This window comes from Leisingera sp. ANG-S5 (assembly GCF_000813925.1).
Lineage (GTDB): Bacteria > Pseudomonadota > Alphaproteobacteria > Rhodobacterales > Rhodobacteraceae > Leisingera.
Map to the genome: position 1 here is coordinate 193,943 of NZ_JWLH01000007.1, position 14,736 is coordinate 208,678.

Here is a 14,736-nt window from a genome sequence, read left to right on the forward strand (position 1 = left end):
CTTTTGGGCGTCAAGTGAAGCGGGCCCGGAATTGATCCGGGGGATCAATTCCTCGCTGAACGGGGGCGTGGCCGCCTGATTGGTCGAACCAAAGGCGGCATGAATACCAAGCTGCACGCCATCTGCGACAGCCAGGGACGCCCGCTGGACCTATTCGTTACAGCTGGGCAAGTCAGCGACTACATCGGCGCCCGCGCTTTGGTGGGCGGCTTGCCAAGGGTGGAAAGGCCGCTGGGTGATCAAGGCCATGATGCTGATTGGTTCCGAGAAGCGTTGAAAGACAAAGGGATACGCGCCTGCATCCCCGGCCGGAAACAGCGGAAGAAACCGGTGAAACACGACAAGCGACGTTACAAATGCCGCAATCGGATAGAGATCACGTTTGGCAGATTGAAGGATTGGCGGCGCCTGGCGACCCGATACGATAGGTGCCCGAAGGTATACCTATCAGCAATCGCCCTCGCAGCAATGGTCATATATTGGCTATGTGTCCTGACCCTAAAAGGCTGATACCGTTTTTCAAGACAACCCTGACCAAATCACGTGCAAAACGTCATGCTTTTCACTGGCGTCGATGTTTTACCAGTCCTGTCGATGATGAATGGCCGGGCTTCTGAGGTGTAGAGGAGCAGATCATCCCATGGTTTATCAAGTGCCAGGAAAACGTACTGAAAAAACTGGCACAGGACTTTTCAACTGCTGAAACCCACGCTCACCCGCAAGCCTGGGCTTGCGTTGGAAAGAGACAACTCTGCACCATGCAGATCGGCGATGGCCGCCACGAGACTGAGGCCAAGGCCGCTGCCTGGTGTGGTACGGCTCTGTTCCAAGCGGTACAAGCGGCGCAGCACGTTTTGGTGTTCGGTTTCTGGGATACCAGGCCCGTGGTCGCGGACCATCAGAGTTGCCTTTGCCGCTTCCTGTTGCAGAGATACCGCAACATCCGTTCCCTCAGGTGTATGACGCAGTGCATTTTCGATAAGGTTGGCAAGCATCTGGTCGATAAGCGCCTTGTCACCGGTAATCATCACCGGTGCTCCCGGTAGATCAAGCACCAAATTGCGGCCCTGCTCCTCTGCTGCAGGTTCGTAGATGTCGGCAAAAGTACTGGCGATCTCGCATAGATTTACCGTCCCGAACCGGGACCGTGGCGTTCCTTCTTCCAGTTGGGCGATCTGCAACAAAGCCTGGAACGTGCTTATGATGCCCTTGGTTTGCTCCAGCGCCTTATCCGCTAGTAACTGTGCCTCTTCCGGCAGTTCCGGAGTTTCCTGCAGGCGCTGAAGCTGCAATTCCAACCGCTGGACAGGTGTCTTCAGGTCATGGGCAATATCCGCCGACACTTGCCGCAGCGCCTCGGTGGACTGCTGCTGCGCGTCGGCCATGCGGTTCACGCTGCGGCCGATGCGGGCGATATCCCCCTGACGATCTGGCATTTGCGGCACCCGGGCGCACAGATCACCTGAGGTCAGCGCCGACAGCGTGGTTTCGATACCCGCCAAAGACCGGGCGGCGCGCCGCGCAAGAAACACCCCGCCCAATACCGCAGCGGCGATGGCAGGAAGCAGGCTGAACAGAACCACCCGAAGATAGGTCTGGCGCAAGTCGTCCAGCGGCTTGGCGCTTTGCGCAATCGTCAACAGGCCGCCATGCACATAGGCGCTGAGTGAAATAAAGCGGCCTTCGATCGCCACCGGCGCCGGGCCGAGCGCCACCACCCGGAACCCCTCCTGCTGCTGCGTGATGGCGGCATTGCCGGCCACGATCCGCCCGCCGGGCCGACGGTAGCTGAGCAGGCGGCGCTGCGGGTCGGTCTCTGCCGTTTCGGCATTGACGAGCGCCGCCAGCGCCGCGGCAGAGGGCGTTGCGCGGAATCCCGCCATGTCCTGCATCAGGCTTTCCCGGATGGCCCGGTCCTGCGTGCCATGCGCCACATAGTACGTGACCCCAAGACTCAGTGCACTGGCCGCAACAAACAAGAGCGACAGCCACAGCGACTGCCGCACTGGTGAGGAGCGCAGCAGAACGCGCGCACGGGTCAGGGCATCATTCGGCAATGCGGTACCCCGCGCCGCGCACGGTTTCGATCAGGCCGGTGTCAAAAGGCCTGTCGACCTTGGACCGCAGGCGCGAAATATGGGTCTCCACAACATTGGTCTGCGGGTCGAAACTGATTTCCCAGACCGCTTCCAGCAGCATGGTGCGGGTTTGCACCCGCCCCTTGCGGCGCAATAGGTGCTCCAACAGGCGGAACTCGCGCGGCAGCAGCTCGATCTCTTGGCCTGCGCGGGTAACTCTGCGGCGGACCAGGTCCATCTCCAGATCCCCTGCCCGCAGAAAGGTCTCCTGCACTTGCAGGCCCGGGCGCCGGGCCAGTGCCGCGACACGGGCTGCCAGCTCGCCAAAGGCAAAAGGTTTGACCAGGTAATCATCCGCCCCAGCCTCCAGCCCGTCAATCCGGTCGTTTACCCCGCTCAGCGCGGTCAGCATGATGGCTGGTGTGCGAACACCAGCGCCGCGCAGGGTCTTGATCAGGCTCAGCCCGTCCAGCGACGGCAGCATCCGGTCGATGATCAGCACATCGTACTCCGCCGCAGCGGCCTGCAGAAGCCCTTCGCGGCCGTCGGTCACAAGATCAGCAATATGCCCCTCTTCACGCAAGCCCGAAGCAACGTAGGGGCCGGTCGTGGCATCGTCTTCTATCACCAGGATCTTCAAGCCATCCCCCGCTTCGCTGCGCCTCCCGGGTCTTAAACCGGATCCGGGTTCAGCGCACATTACAGATCTGTATAGAATGCGTCAGGCGATTGAAATGACGGCCTGCCATCTGCCTTGCATCCCTAGTGAAGCAAGGAATTGAAGATGCCCCAAACCAACGCTCCCAAACGGTTCGCCTTTGCCCTGACCGCCGCCGCCTCTGCCGCCGCAATGATGGCTCCGGCGCCCGCCCCCGCCCTGGCCGTGCCTGCAGGCGGCTATGCCGATCTGGTTGAAACCATTTCCCCGGCCGTCGTCTTTGTCGAAGTCACCGCCAAGGCGGAACCCACCACGGACCAGCAGGGAATGTACAATGACAAGTTCATGGAAGACTTCATGCGCCGCTTCGGCGGGCGCGCGCCGGATTTCGGCAACAGCCGCCAGGTCAAGGGCGCAGGCTCCGGTTTCGTGATTTCTGAAGACGGGCTGATCGTCACCAATCACCATGTGATCAACAACGCCCAGACCGTCTCCGTCACCCTCTCTGACGGCAGCAAGCATGACGCCATGATGATTGGCGCCGACCCGCTGACCGACATCGCGCTGCTGAAGGTCGAAACAGGTGCGCCGCTGACCGCGGTGGAGTTCGGCTCTTCCGGCGACCTGCGCGTCGGGGATGAGGTGCTCGCCATGGGCAGCCCCTTCGGCCTTGCAGGCACCGTGACCTCCGGCATCGTCTCGGCCACCTCTCGCAACATCAACTCCGGCCCGTTTGACGACTTCATCCAAACCGATGCAGCCATCAACAAGGGCAACTCCGGCGGCCCGCTGTTCAATGCCGAAGGCGAGGTCGTCGGCGTCAACACGATGATCTACTCGCCGGGCGGCGGCTCCGTCGGCATCGGCTTTGCTGTGCCATCCGATATGGTTCAGAAGATCGTTGCCGACCTCGAAGACGACGGCGAGATCACCCGCGGCTGGCTGGGCGTGCAGATCAAGCCGCTCTCTGAAGACGCCGCAAATGTGCTGGGCCGCGAGGCCGGCAAGGGTGTGGTGATCGAAGGCGTCGAGCCCGGCAGCCCTGCGGCGGAGGCAGGGCTGAAACCCGGCGACGTTGTGTTGCGGTTCGGTAAAACGGAAACCGTTGAAGTGCGTGATCTGACCTCCGCCGTGGCCATGAATCCCCCTGGTGCAGAGACCCGGATCCAAGTCTTGCGCAAGGGCAAAGAAGTCACCTTGAACGTGATCCTGGGCGACCGTGCCAGCCAGGATGCCTGAACCATTACATAACATCACCTCCTGCCTGGAAGCAGACAGGAGGCACGACCGCTAACTTCGCTGGACCTTTTGAAGCTGACAAGCAATCGCATTTGCAACCGTGCTGGAATCAAGACCAAGCATTCTTGTTCCGCATGCAACCGATCCATCGTATCCAAGACCGGGACGCGGGATATGAACCTGCCTTTAGACACAACTGCAGGAAATGTGATTATCGGCCCTGCAAGTCTAGCCGAAGGTGGCAAACGACGATCTTGCCGAAGCAATCAATCAACTGTCTCAAGCAGGCACCCAGAATTAGAACAAGTTCGAACTGCTTAGGGTCGGGAATGCGGCAGGTAACAGAGTTTATTGCGTCGGCGGAATTCACATTAGAATTCAGCGGTACCGGAACCCCTGTTACCGCACAGCACTGTTCGTGCGCCCTGTTTGAAATCAACCACAGATATTTTGCAACGTGTGACGAGCGGAAGGCCTAGCCGGATCAGCTCATAGCATAACCGGCTTTCTCGCCCTCACGAACATGTAAAATGACGATCCTATTGCTAAATTTTGCATACGGGGTCAGTAGAAAATCTCTCTGGCCATGCAACAGGCGGTGGTCAAAACTAGCGTGTCCGACGCACTGCCTTCGGTCAACTTTGTGCTTGTCTACGCAGAGGCCAGCCTTTCAACGGCGCAGCTTAAGAAAATGGGAGCCACCTTATGCAAGCGCGTAAGCCAGCGGCACTTGAATGGCTTAGCCAAGTTGAGCGCGCTTTTCTTCTGCCAAGCGCGTCTACCGATTAAGACCCAATTGGCCGCAGTAAATACCTGATCCTGGACCGGACGCCGCGGCGTCCGAATCAAGCGGCCGGTCAGTCTGCTGTCCATTCTTCTACACATACCGATGACATCAGCTCAAACAGCGCGTTGAAGCCACCGAGGCCAAGCACCACAACGGCTAGTACAGCGCGCTAACTTGGGTGGCCTCCATTTATCTAAGCCCACCATTTCCAATTGCAATGAGCACTAAGCATACAGTGCAGGGTCAGCACCAGCGCTCTTTGGCGGTCACGGTCATTTCTTTTCTGTCCCTAGATCGGACGAACGTAGCGGCAAATTTCCGGTGCAGGCAGTTGACAGTCTTGACGGTTAGAGCTTGCCAATGACGCACGAAAAAGAATTTGGGTTCCTTGGCAAGACAATAGCCTTGGGCTCAACAGGCTATCGCACATTTCTCAATTCTACTGGCTACGGTCAGCCAAGCCTTCCAGCTTGCCTGCAAGAATGCGTTCAGGGTCAGCAAGCTGCAGTCACAATGATTTCCACCTTGAGCTCCGGCCGGGCCAGCTTTGCCTCCCCGCAGGCCCGGGCCGGGGCATGGCCCTGGGGCACCCAGGCGTCCCAGACCGCGTTCATCTCGGTAAAATCCTTCATGTCGGCCAGCCAGACAATTGCCTGCAGGATCTGCTGCGGCGAGGAGCCGGCCTTCTCCAGCAGCGCCTCGACGCGGGACAGGCAGTCGCGGGTCTGTTCAGCCACGTCAGCGCCGTCCCCGACCTGGCCGCACAGATAGGCCACGCCATTGTGCTTCACGATCTTGCTCATCCGGGGGCCGGTTTCGATCCGTTCGATCATCTTGTTCTCCTATTCAGCGGCGGTGGCAGCAGGGTCGTCCATCGCCGCCAGTTCGCCCAGTGTCACGGGTTTTATCGGCGGCCGGATGCGGTAGTAGCCGGTCGCGTCAGGGGTCTGCCCGTTGGCCTCGGCCAGCAGCGCGGTCACGGTCAGCCCGCAATAGCGGCCCTGGCACGGCCCCATGCCCGCGCGGCCAAAGGCCTTGGCCTGGTTCGGGCCAAGACAGCCAAGCCTGGCATAGCTGCGGATGTCGCCCGCGGTGACTTCCTCGCAGCGGCAGACGATGGTGCTGTCGGCGGGCCGCACAGCGCCCGCATAGGGCGGATAGGCGGCATCCAGGAACGGCCGCACAGCGGTTTCCCGGCTGCGATTGCTGAACAGCGGCGCGGCCAGGCGGTCGCGCTCCTGCGCGGTGATCCGGCCCAGCTCCTCTGCCGTTTTCAGCGCTGCTATCCGGCCCGCATATTCGGCGGCCATTGCACCGCTGATACCCGCGCCGTCGCCGGCGATCAGAACACCGTCCCTGCCGGTCTCGCCCCATTTTCCAGTCTCAGGCACAAAGCACTGCTGCGCACCGGACCAGACATGCGGCACGTTGATCGAGCGCGCGGCCTGGGTGTTCGGCACCACGCCGTGATGCAGCAGGACGGTATCGCAGGCGATGCTGTGCCCCTGCCCCTTGCTGCGGAAAGTCACCGCCTCGGCCCCGGTGCTGCCCGCCACAACGATCTCCGTGGCACCGGTATACCGCGGCACGCCGGCGCGCTTGATCTCTGCCAGCATCTTCAGGCCCTTGGCCAGATAGCGCCAGCCGCGCAGCGCACCGGGCAGGTGGCGGGCTGCTGCCAGCGGGCTGGCCGCGGTCTGGGTCTCCACCAGGGCCAGCGGCGGCGTGCCCGCGCGCACCATCTGCGCCGCAATCAGATAGAGCAGCGGCCCGCACCCGGCGAGCACGGCGCGGCGCTGCAGCACGCCGGATTGTTTCAGCAGGATCTGCGCAGCGCCTGCGGTCATCACCCCCGGCAGGGTCCAGCCGGGGAGCGGCATCGGACGCTCCAGCGCGCCGGTTGCCAGGATTACCCGGTCCGCGTCCACCTGCCCTGCCCGGCCCTGCCGGGTAAAGGAGATGCGGAACCCGTCCTCGATGGCCCAGACAACGGCACCGGACAGATGCGTGATCCCGGCCCCGCCAAGACCCGCCGTCAGGGTCGCCCCATGCAGATACTCCTGCCCCAGAATAGCGCCGCGCGGCCCGCCCGCGCGGTCCACCTCGCGGTAGATCTGCCCGCCGGGGCGGTTCTGTTCGTCCAGCAGGATGACGCTCAGGCCCTGTTTAGCTGCTTCGGCAGCGGCGGCCATGCCGGCCGGGCCCGCGCCGATGATGGCCAGATCACAGCGCTGCATCGTTTGCCTCCGCTTTATGCGGGCGGGCTATTTTCATGCCCTCCTCGACTTCCAGCATACAGGCCTGCTGCACCCGGCCGCCGGTTTCCACCAGGCATTCGAAACAGGCGCCCATCATGCAGAACGGCGCCCGCGGCGCGCCCGACACGGGCGTGTGGCGGAACACCTGCACGCCAGCCGCCAGCAGCGCCCCGGCAAGGTTGGCGCCTGCAGGCAGCTCCAGCGGCAAACCGTCGAACCAGACCCGCACGCGGGGGGCATCATCTGCCAGCTCAAGAAACAGGGAATCGGTCTTCACTGAACACCTCCAGATCAGGGGCGGCTGCGGTGCCTTCCAGCCAATCCGGCAGGAACAGCGCATGGGCCGCGGCCAGGGTGATGCCGCTGTGGCAGGTGACAAGGTAGGCGCCCGGCAGTTCGGGGCTTTCCTGGTAGATCGGCAACCCGTCGGGCGACAGGATGCGCAAGGCGCCCCAGCTGCGCACCAGCTGCGCGCGGGCCAGCGCCGGATAGGCCGCGATCGCCTCGGCGGCCAATCCGGACAGGCCCGGCTGCGTCACCCCGTCATCCAGCCCGACCTCTTCGTTGGTAGCGCCGATCTGGATGCCGCCCTCGTCCACCTGGCGGGCAATCAGCGAAGGGCGGTTGATCAGTTTCGGCATCTTCTCGGTGATCAGCACCTGGCCGCGCTGCGGCCGCACCGGTGCCTTGAAACCCAGCTTGGGGCCCAGCTCCATCGCGCCGAGCCCGGCGGAGAGCACAACCTTGCCTGCCGTAACCACGGTGCCGTCGCTGCACTGGACCTTGAAGGCATCGGGCTTGGAAACCCTGGTAACGGTCTTACCGTTCAGAACTGTGCCGCCCAGCCGCCGCACGTCCTCCGCCAGAGAGACCAGCAGGCGCAGCGGGTTTGCGTGGCCATCCTGATGATGCAGGATCGCGCCCGCCACCTTGGGGCCGATATGCGGCTCCTCGCGGCTCAGCGCGTTGCGGCCCAGAACCTCGTAAGGGTAGTTGCCGCTCAGCCTGTCCTTCAGCGCATCGTACTGCGCCACGGTGGCATAAAGCGTTTCCTCGGAGAAATGCAGGTCATAGCCGCCGTTCTGCTGCAACCCGACAGAGCGGCCGGTGCCGTCTTCCAGTTCTGCCGCAAACCCGGCCCAAGCTGCAGCGGACTGCTGGCTCCAGCTGGCATAACGCGGCTGCTTCATGCCCTTGGACTGCACCCAGACCAGGCCGAAGTTGCCGCGGCTGGCCCGGAACGCGCCGTCATCGCCGTCCAGCACCGTGACGCGCTTGCCGCGCCGGAGCAGCCCCCAGGCCACGGACAGGCCAACAACGCCGCCGCCGATCACTGCATAATCTGCTTCCATCCTGCCGTATCCCAAAGGTTGGCTGCGGTTGCGGGGCGGCGCGCGGCCGCCCCTGTCCTTGATACGGGATTACTTGCCGATCTGGTCAAGAATGCCCTGGCCCCAGTCGGCGCCAACGTCTTCCAGAACCACCGGCCAGACGTCTTGGCGCACCTTGGCGGCCATCGCAGCCAGTTCGTCGCCGCTCAGATCGACCACCTTGGCCCCCAGTTCATCGGCCAGGCGCTGCTCCCATTTGCCCTGATCCTCTTCGGCGACGGTCCAGCGCTGCGCTTCAAACTCCGCTGCGGCGGCTTTCAGCGCCTCCTGGTCATCGGCATCCAGCTCAGCCAGCGAACCGTTGGAGATGATCATGTACCAGACCTCAAAGTGAGTGTTGGCAGGCACATAGGCCTTGGTCACGTCGCGGAACGAAGCGTAATAGCCTTCGGCGCCGGAACCGATGACGCCGTCAACTACGCCGGTCTGGATCGCGGTGAACGCCTCGGAGAACGGGATCGGCGACGGGATGTAGCCCAGAGCTTCGCCGGTCAGCTGGAAACTCTTGATGCCGGGCACCCGCACCTTGATGCCGTTGGACTGCGACGGGTCGCCCGGGCTGACCGCATCGGTATTCAGCGCAATGCCGCCGAAATACACCGGGTAGGCCGCCAGCATGGTGATGTCCTGCTTGGCATAAAGCTCTGCCATCACGTCGCGCACCGCACCGCCGGGGCCGTAGATCTTGCGTGCCTCATCCCAGTTGTTGGCCAGATAGGGGAAGGAGCTGATCTGCATCCGGCGGTCAGCCGCGGCTGCGGCCGGCTGGGTTGCCATGTCGATGGCGCCAACGCTGATGCGCTCCTGCACGGTGGTGTAATCGCCGAGCGCAGAGGCCGGGAAGATGTTGATCGACACATCGCCACCGGTGGCTTCGTCCACCTGGGCTGCAAAAGCGCGCAGCTCCTTGTCGATGGTGGTGTCCTGGGGGCGCACGTGGCTCATCTTGAGGTCGGCGGCCGAGGCGAGGCCTGCCAGCGACATCAGGGCAGCAGCAGCGGTGCCGGTCAGAAAGTGTTTCATGGGTAGTCTCCTCCGTAGGGTGTCAGGTGTTTGTCAGGGGTGGGGTCAATAGCCGAAGAAACGCGGCAGAAAGAGCGACAGGTCGGGCCACAGCGAGGTCAGGAAGACCACCGGCACATAGCCTGTCAGGATCAGGATCATTGCGGGCGGGATCACCTTGGTGACCTTCACATTGCCGATCCGCGCGCCAAGGTAGAGGATCGAGGCATAGGGCGGGGTGACGCCGCCCATCGCGGTGTTGACGCCCATGATCGCGGCAAACTGCACCGGGGTGACGCCGATCGCCTGCATCAGCGGCAGCAGCAGCGGCGCAATCAGGATGATGGCGGTGACGTCGTTCACGACCATACCGACCAGGAACAGCAGGATGTTGATGAAGATCAGCAGCAGCACCTTGTTGTCGGTGATCTCGAAGATTGCGCTGACCATCTTTTGCGGGATCGCTTCATAGACGAACATCTGGCTCAGGATCATCGAGAACAGGATCATCACCATGATCGCGCCCACCGCCGTGGCGGCTTCTTTGCCGGCCTCCAGGAAGCTGTCCCATTTCAGGCCCTTGTAGATGAAGAAGCCGACCGGCAGCGCATAGATCACCGACAGCGCGGCGGCTTCCGTCGGGGTCATGATGCCGCCGTAGATGCCGCCCAGGATGATCACCGGCATCAGCAGTGCCGGGGTCGCGTTAAAGCCTTTCTTGGCCACATCGCCTGCCAGCTGGGAGAAGGTGGGCGCATCATCCAGCACCAGGTCGAACTTGCGGCTCATCCACAGGTTCATGGCCGAGAAGTTGAACATGATCAGCAGGCCCGGCCCCAGGGTCGCCAGGAAACAGGCGAGGATCGAGGTATCGGTCACCCAGCCATAGACGATCATGGTCACAGACGGCGGGATCAGCAGCCCCAGGATCGACGAGTTGGCAATCAGCGCAGTAGCGTATTCCCGCGGGTAGCCGCGCTTTTCCATCTCGGGGATCAGCAGCGGGCCGATGGCGGCGATGCCGGTCAGGCCGGAGCCGGAGATCGCGCCGATGATGGCGCAGCTGACCGCCGCCACAACGCCCAGGCCGCCGCGGATATGGCCGATGAAGGCATTGACGAAATTCAGCAGGGAGGCGGCGATGCCGCTGGCTGACATAATGGTTCCTGCCAGAACAAACAGCGGAATGGCCAGCAGAACCGGGTTGCCCAGCTGCTGGGAACCCCACAGCATCATGCCTTTCATGGTCACATCGCCCAGGAAATACATAATCATCAGGGCGGCGCCGAAACAGTAGGGCAGCGGCACGCCCAGGGTCAGGGTCAGCACCAGAACGGCGATGGCAAGGAGTGCGATTTCAATCATTTTGCGGCTCCGGCGCGCAGGGCGTTGATATGGCGGAACAGGTGCACCGCGGTGTAGAGCATCATCAGAGCCAGACCGGCCACGAGCGCCACTTCGGAATAGAATGTCGGCAGGTAGAGCGTCGGGCTCTCCTTCCAGACGCGCCAGGCGTACTGGGTGTACTCCCAGGCCCAGCTCAGCAGCCACACGCCGACGGTCAGGCTGATGATTTCCCCGATGATCGCCAGCACGGTATGGCCGCGCTCTGTCTTGATGGCGATTTCCAGCACGTTGGCGCGGATGTGGGTATCCTCGCGCGAAGCGTTCACGGCACCCAGAATGTAGAGCCAGATGGTCGGGTAGAGCATGGTTTCCTCCAGCCCCATCACCGGGATCTGCAGCAGATAGCGGGTGACCACCTGGACGAACTGGCCAAGGGCCACCAGGCAGATCAGCCCGGTCAGCAGATATTTTGAAAATGTGTCCATTTGTCCTCCTTCCGGTGTCCCCTCACCGGGTTTGGTGGATTTGGCTGGACAAGGGTCATAAGATCAATTTCAAAATATCTGTGACTTCATAAACTGACTTGATACCCCAGCCATGAACTTCTCGATCCGCCAGATCTTCACCTTCCGCGAGGTCATGCGCAGCGGCTCCATCTCCCAGGCCGCGCGCACCGTCGGGCGCACCCAGCCCGCCGTCAGCACGATGATCTCCACGCTGGAGGGCGAGCTGGGCTTCAGCCTGTTCGTCCGAGAACAGGGCAAGCTGATCCCGACGCCGGAAGCGCAGTTTTTTCTCGAGGAGTGCGAAACCGTTCTGGAGCGCATCGAGCGGATCGAACGCACGGTCAGCAAAATCCGCAGCCACGAGGCCGGCAAGCTGCGCGTCGCGTGCCACCCGGCGGCCTCCGGGATGTTCATGCCGCGGATTCTAACGGATTTTCTGCAGGGCAAGGATGAGCTTGAGGTCGCCCTGATCATGCGCTCCTCAGACGTGATCGAGGATCTGATCGCCTCGCAGCAGTTCGACATCGGCTTTGCCGAGACCCCTGCCCCGCGCCCCTCTGTCCGGCAGATGGATTTCGATCTGGAGTGCGTCTGCGTCGTTCCTGCCAGCGACCCGCTTGCGGCAGCCGCAGAGATCACCCCGCAGGATCTGGACGGCAAACCGATGGCGGTGCTGTTCGATCAGCACCCGCTGACAGTGCGGACTGAGGCCGCCTTTCACCGGAGCGGCTGCTGCTTCCATAAGCGACTGGAATTGCGGACTTGGGCGCCTGGCCTGCAATTCGTTGCGGCAGGTATGTGCTACATGATCTGTGACATGATCACCGCCTATAGCTGCCTGCAGCAGCGCCAGACCAAAGAAGATCTGGTGTTTCGCCGGTTCCGACCGCGAATCGGAACAGGCGTGTCGATCCTGACGCCGGGCTACGCCACCCAGTCGCTGACATCCAAGGCGTTCACAGAGCAGCTATGCAACGCCATCGAAAACATGCAGGCTGAACTGAACAACAGCCTCTAACAGAGGCGCACAGACCTACGGCAGTTTCCGGAACACTGTGTTGCGTGATTTGGCTGCACCTGAACTCGCCAGCCCGCCTGGAACCAAACCGTTCCAATTCTGCGAAGGCAACACTGCCAGCCTTGCACCTAAGAAGCTCTTTCTTAATCGGCCTACTAAACAGGGCGTCTCAGGCCTGCCTGTTTTTCCCACTCAGAAATAGTCGGGAAAAAATGCTCGGGTGGTAGTCCGGCAGATTTCTACTGCGCCTATTCTGCTGAACTCATCTGGATGGGCGTGAAAATCGGTCCACAAACCTTCCAGTAAAGACATGATTGCCATGGCCACTTTTTCTGGATCGCCGCGGGTGCCGCTGGCTTCGCACAGCACTCGGCAGCAGCTGCGCACATGGTCATGCAGGGCGGTTCCGCGGGTTTCGATATAACCGGGTCCCAGCGCCTGCAGATCTGGCTCGGCGCGGAAGGCAAAAGTCAGCCGGGCGCTGCGCTTGTTGAGCACCGCTTCTGAGAAATCCGTTTCGAACAGCGCCTGCAGGCGGGCGGCGGCATCTTCCGGCGTGCTGACCCCTGCGGCGGCCTGGCTGGTGAAGCTCTGCCAGGCGTCATTGTACTGCCGCGTCATGTGGATGGCGAGTTCGCGAATCAGATTGTCCTTGGACTGGAAATGCAGGTTGATCATGCCGCGCGACAGCCCGGATTCCTCCTGAATACGGCTGATCGTGGCGCCGCTCACGCCGTGCCGGAGGATTACGCTGGCAGTAGCTTCCAACAGGACCTCCCGGTGCAGATCCTTGTCTACCTTCCGCTTTTTCTTGGCTTCTTCGGCACTTGCCATCTGCCCGCCCCTCTTTTTCTTGCCACAGGCCCGCCGCCTTTCCAGCACCATGCCCGCGTTTGCAACAGATTTCCATCGACAATGAACGATCATTCACTTAAGCATAATGTATGAACGTTCATTCATGATAGCAACACTCCGGACAGAGGGCCGAGATGACCAAACTTGGAAACGACTTCGAAAACTTCAAAACCTGGGACAAGGAGAATTACTTCCATCCGTGGGAAGGGCTGGAAGTCCAGGGTGCCGGAAAAGCCGACAGGACGTTCAGCGAGTACGCCGAAGGCATCTATGTCTACGACGAACACGGCAACAAGATGATCGACGGCCCCGGCGGCATGTGGTGCATGCAGCTGGGCTACGGCAACACGGAAATCGCCGATGTGATGGCGGCGCAGGCCCGCAAGATGGCCTATTGCTCGCCCTTCAGCGAGGCCACATCCGTCAGCGCGGAATTCGCCCATGCCATCGCCGAACGCGCACCGGGCGACCTCAACCGGGTCTACTTCACCACCGGCGGCTCCACCGCGGTGGACACCGCCATCCGCTTTGTCCACTTCCGCAACAACCTGCTGGGCAAGCCGTCCAAGAAAAGGATCATCACCCGGGCGCATGCCTACCACGGCGGCACCTATCTGACCGCCTCGCTCAGCGGCAAGCCAAGCGAGCGCCAGTGGTTCGACACTGACCAGTCCATCCCCCATTTCCTACCGGACGTGAACGCCTTCCGCCGCCCCCAGGGCATGAGCATCGACACATTCCTGGATGAAAAGGTGGCGGATCTGGAAAACGCCATTTTGGAATTGGGCGCGGACAATGTCGCCGCCTTCATCGCAGAGCCGGTGCTGGGCTCCGGCGGCGTGATCGTGCCGCCCGCGGGCTACCACAGCCGCTGCCTGGAGGTCTGCCGCAAGCATGACGTTCTCTACATCTCGGATGAGGTCGTCACCGGCTTCGGCCGCCTCGGCCACTGGTTCGCCTCCGAGGAGCTGTTCGGCATTACCCCCGACATCATCACCTGCGCCAAAGGGCTGACCTCGGGCTATGCGCCGATGGGTGCCGCGATCTTCTCCGACCGGCTGTTTCAGGACATCGAGGGCGATATCTCCAAGGACGTCTATTTCACCAGTGGCTACACCTATTCCGGCCATCCGGTCTGTGCCGCCGCGGGCCTCAAGAACATCGAGATCTTCGAGCGTGACGGCATTTTGGAGCATGTCCGTAAGGTGACGCCGCATTTCCAGAAGCGCCTGCATCAGATGCTGGAGCTGCCGCTGATCGCGGATGTGCGCGGCATGGGGCTGGTGGGCTGCATCGAATGCTCGCTGACCCGCGACGGCCAGGCCAGCGCCGAGATTGACGCCACCATCGGCGCCGTGATCGACGCCCGCTGCCAGGAACTGGGGCTGATGGTCCGCCCCTACGGCAGCATGGCGATCTTCTCGCCGCCGCTGGTGATCACCAAAGCCCAGATCGACGACATGTTCGACATTCTGACCGAAGGCGTCCAGCGCGCAACCCGGGAACTGCTGGGCCAGGGCCTTGAACTGGAGGCAATGCGGGCCTGAGGCCCGCATCCCTTAGAAGAACCAAAACAAACCCAACACGGGAGGGAACC

General features: G+C 62.0%; 13 protein-coding genes and 1 pseudogene. 4 read left to right on the forward strand and 10 right to left on the reverse strand.

Going from position 1 to position 14,736, the window contains the following annotated elements; genetic code table 11:
- Positions 1–63: 63 nt before the first annotated feature.
- Positions 64–510, forward strand: a pseudogene (locus tag RA25_RS12835) (IS5 family transposase); the annotation flags it as partial.
- Between the two features lie 182 nt (positions 511–692).
- On the opposite strand, the gene RA25_RS12840 reads toward RA25_RS12835, so the two are convergent.
- Both RA25_RS12840 and RA25_RS12845 read right to left on the reverse strand, forming a co-directional pair.
- Entirely contained in the window at positions 693–2,006 is a 1,314-nt protein-coding gene (locus tag RA25_RS12840; RefSeq protein WP_241477410.1) for a sensor histidine kinase, read from the reverse strand.
- A 40-nt stretch (positions 2,007–2,046) separates the two neighbouring features.
- Positions 2,047–2,718, reverse strand: a complete 672-nt coding sequence (locus RA25_RS12845; protein ID WP_019295398.1) for a winged helix-turn-helix domain-containing protein — start codon at positions 2,716–2,718, stop codon at positions 2,047–2,049.
- Positions 2,719–2,862: 144 nt separating this feature from the next.
- On the opposite strand from RA25_RS12845, the gene RA25_RS12850 reads away from it, so the two are divergent.
- Positions 2,863–3,975 (forward strand): trypsin-like peptidase domain-containing protein, encoded by a 1,113-nt coding sequence (locus tag RA25_RS12850; RefSeq protein WP_036761829.1) that lies wholly within the window; start codon positions 2,863–2,865, stop codon positions 3,973–3,975.
- Positions 3,976–5,256: 1,281 nt separating this feature from the next.
- Here the strand turns inward: RA25_RS12850 and RA25_RS12860 are convergent.
- The 7 genes from RA25_RS12860 to RA25_RS12890 form a co-directional block, all read right to left on the reverse strand.
- A complete protein-coding gene (locus RA25_RS12860; RefSeq protein ID WP_039172828.1) occupies positions 5,257–5,595 on the reverse strand; it encodes a RidA family protein in 339 nt (112 codons plus the stop codon).
- A 9-nt stretch (positions 5,596–5,604) separates the two neighbouring features.
- On the reverse strand, positions 5,605–6,999 hold the full coding sequence (locus RA25_RS12865) for an FAD/NAD(P)-dependent oxidoreductase (protein WP_039172830.1): 1,395 nt from the start codon (positions 6,997–6,999) through the stop codon (positions 5,605–5,607).
- On the reverse strand, positions 6,986–7,297 hold the full coding sequence (locus RA25_RS12870; protein ID WP_039172832.1) for a (2Fe-2S)-binding protein: 312 nt from the start codon (positions 7,295–7,297) through the stop codon (positions 6,986–6,988). Before RA25_RS12870 ends, RA25_RS12865 begins: the two co-directional genes overlap by 14 nt.
- On the reverse strand, positions 7,272–8,372 hold the full coding sequence (locus tag RA25_RS12875) for an NAD(P)/FAD-dependent oxidoreductase (protein ID WP_039172835.1): 1,101 nt from the start codon (positions 8,370–8,372) through the stop codon (positions 7,272–7,274). Before RA25_RS12875 ends, RA25_RS12870 begins: the two co-directional genes overlap by 26 nt.
- Positions 8,373–8,441: 69 nt before the next feature.
- Complete coding sequence (dctP, locus tag RA25_RS12880) at positions 8,442–9,434, reverse strand: TRAP transporter substrate-binding protein DctP (RefSeq protein ID WP_052254243.1); 993 nt, start codon at positions 9,432–9,434, stop codon at positions 8,442–8,444.
- Between the two features lie 45 nt (positions 9,435–9,479).
- The gene (locus tag RA25_RS12885; RefSeq protein WP_039137818.1) at positions 9,480–10,778 is read right to left on the reverse strand and encodes a TRAP transporter large permease; all 1,299 of its coding nucleotides are present in this window, start codon (positions 10,776–10,778) and stop codon (positions 9,480–9,482) included.
- On the reverse strand, positions 10,775–11,245 hold the full coding sequence (locus RA25_RS12890; RefSeq protein WP_019296843.1) for a TRAP transporter small permease: 471 nt from the start codon (positions 11,243–11,245) through the stop codon (positions 10,775–10,777). The genes RA25_RS12885 and RA25_RS12890 overlap by 4 nt, the downstream gene beginning before the upstream one ends.
- Positions 11,246–11,357: 112 nt before the next feature.
- Here RA25_RS12890 and RA25_RS12895 point away from each other — a divergent pair, with 112 nt between their 5' ends.
- Positions 11,358–12,284 (forward strand): LysR family transcriptional regulator, encoded by a 927-nt coding sequence (locus RA25_RS12895; protein ID WP_019296844.1) that lies wholly within the window; start codon positions 11,358–11,360, stop codon positions 12,282–12,284.
- A 192-nt stretch (positions 12,285–12,476) separates the two neighbouring features.
- Here RA25_RS12895 and RA25_RS12900 read toward each other — a convergent pair whose 3' ends face one another.
- Positions 12,477–13,118 (reverse strand): TetR/AcrR family transcriptional regulator, encoded by a 642-nt coding sequence (locus RA25_RS12900; RefSeq protein WP_193747976.1) that lies wholly within the window; start codon positions 13,116–13,118, stop codon positions 12,477–12,479.
- A gap of 155 nt (positions 13,119–13,273) precedes the next feature.
- On the opposite strand from RA25_RS12900, the gene RA25_RS12905 reads away from it, so the two are divergent.
- The gene (locus tag RA25_RS12905; RefSeq protein ID WP_019296846.1) at positions 13,274–14,686 is read left to right on the forward strand and encodes an aminotransferase; all 1,413 of its coding nucleotides are present in this window, start codon (positions 13,274–13,276) and stop codon (positions 14,684–14,686) included.
- Positions 14,687–14,736: the final 50 nt, after the last annotated feature.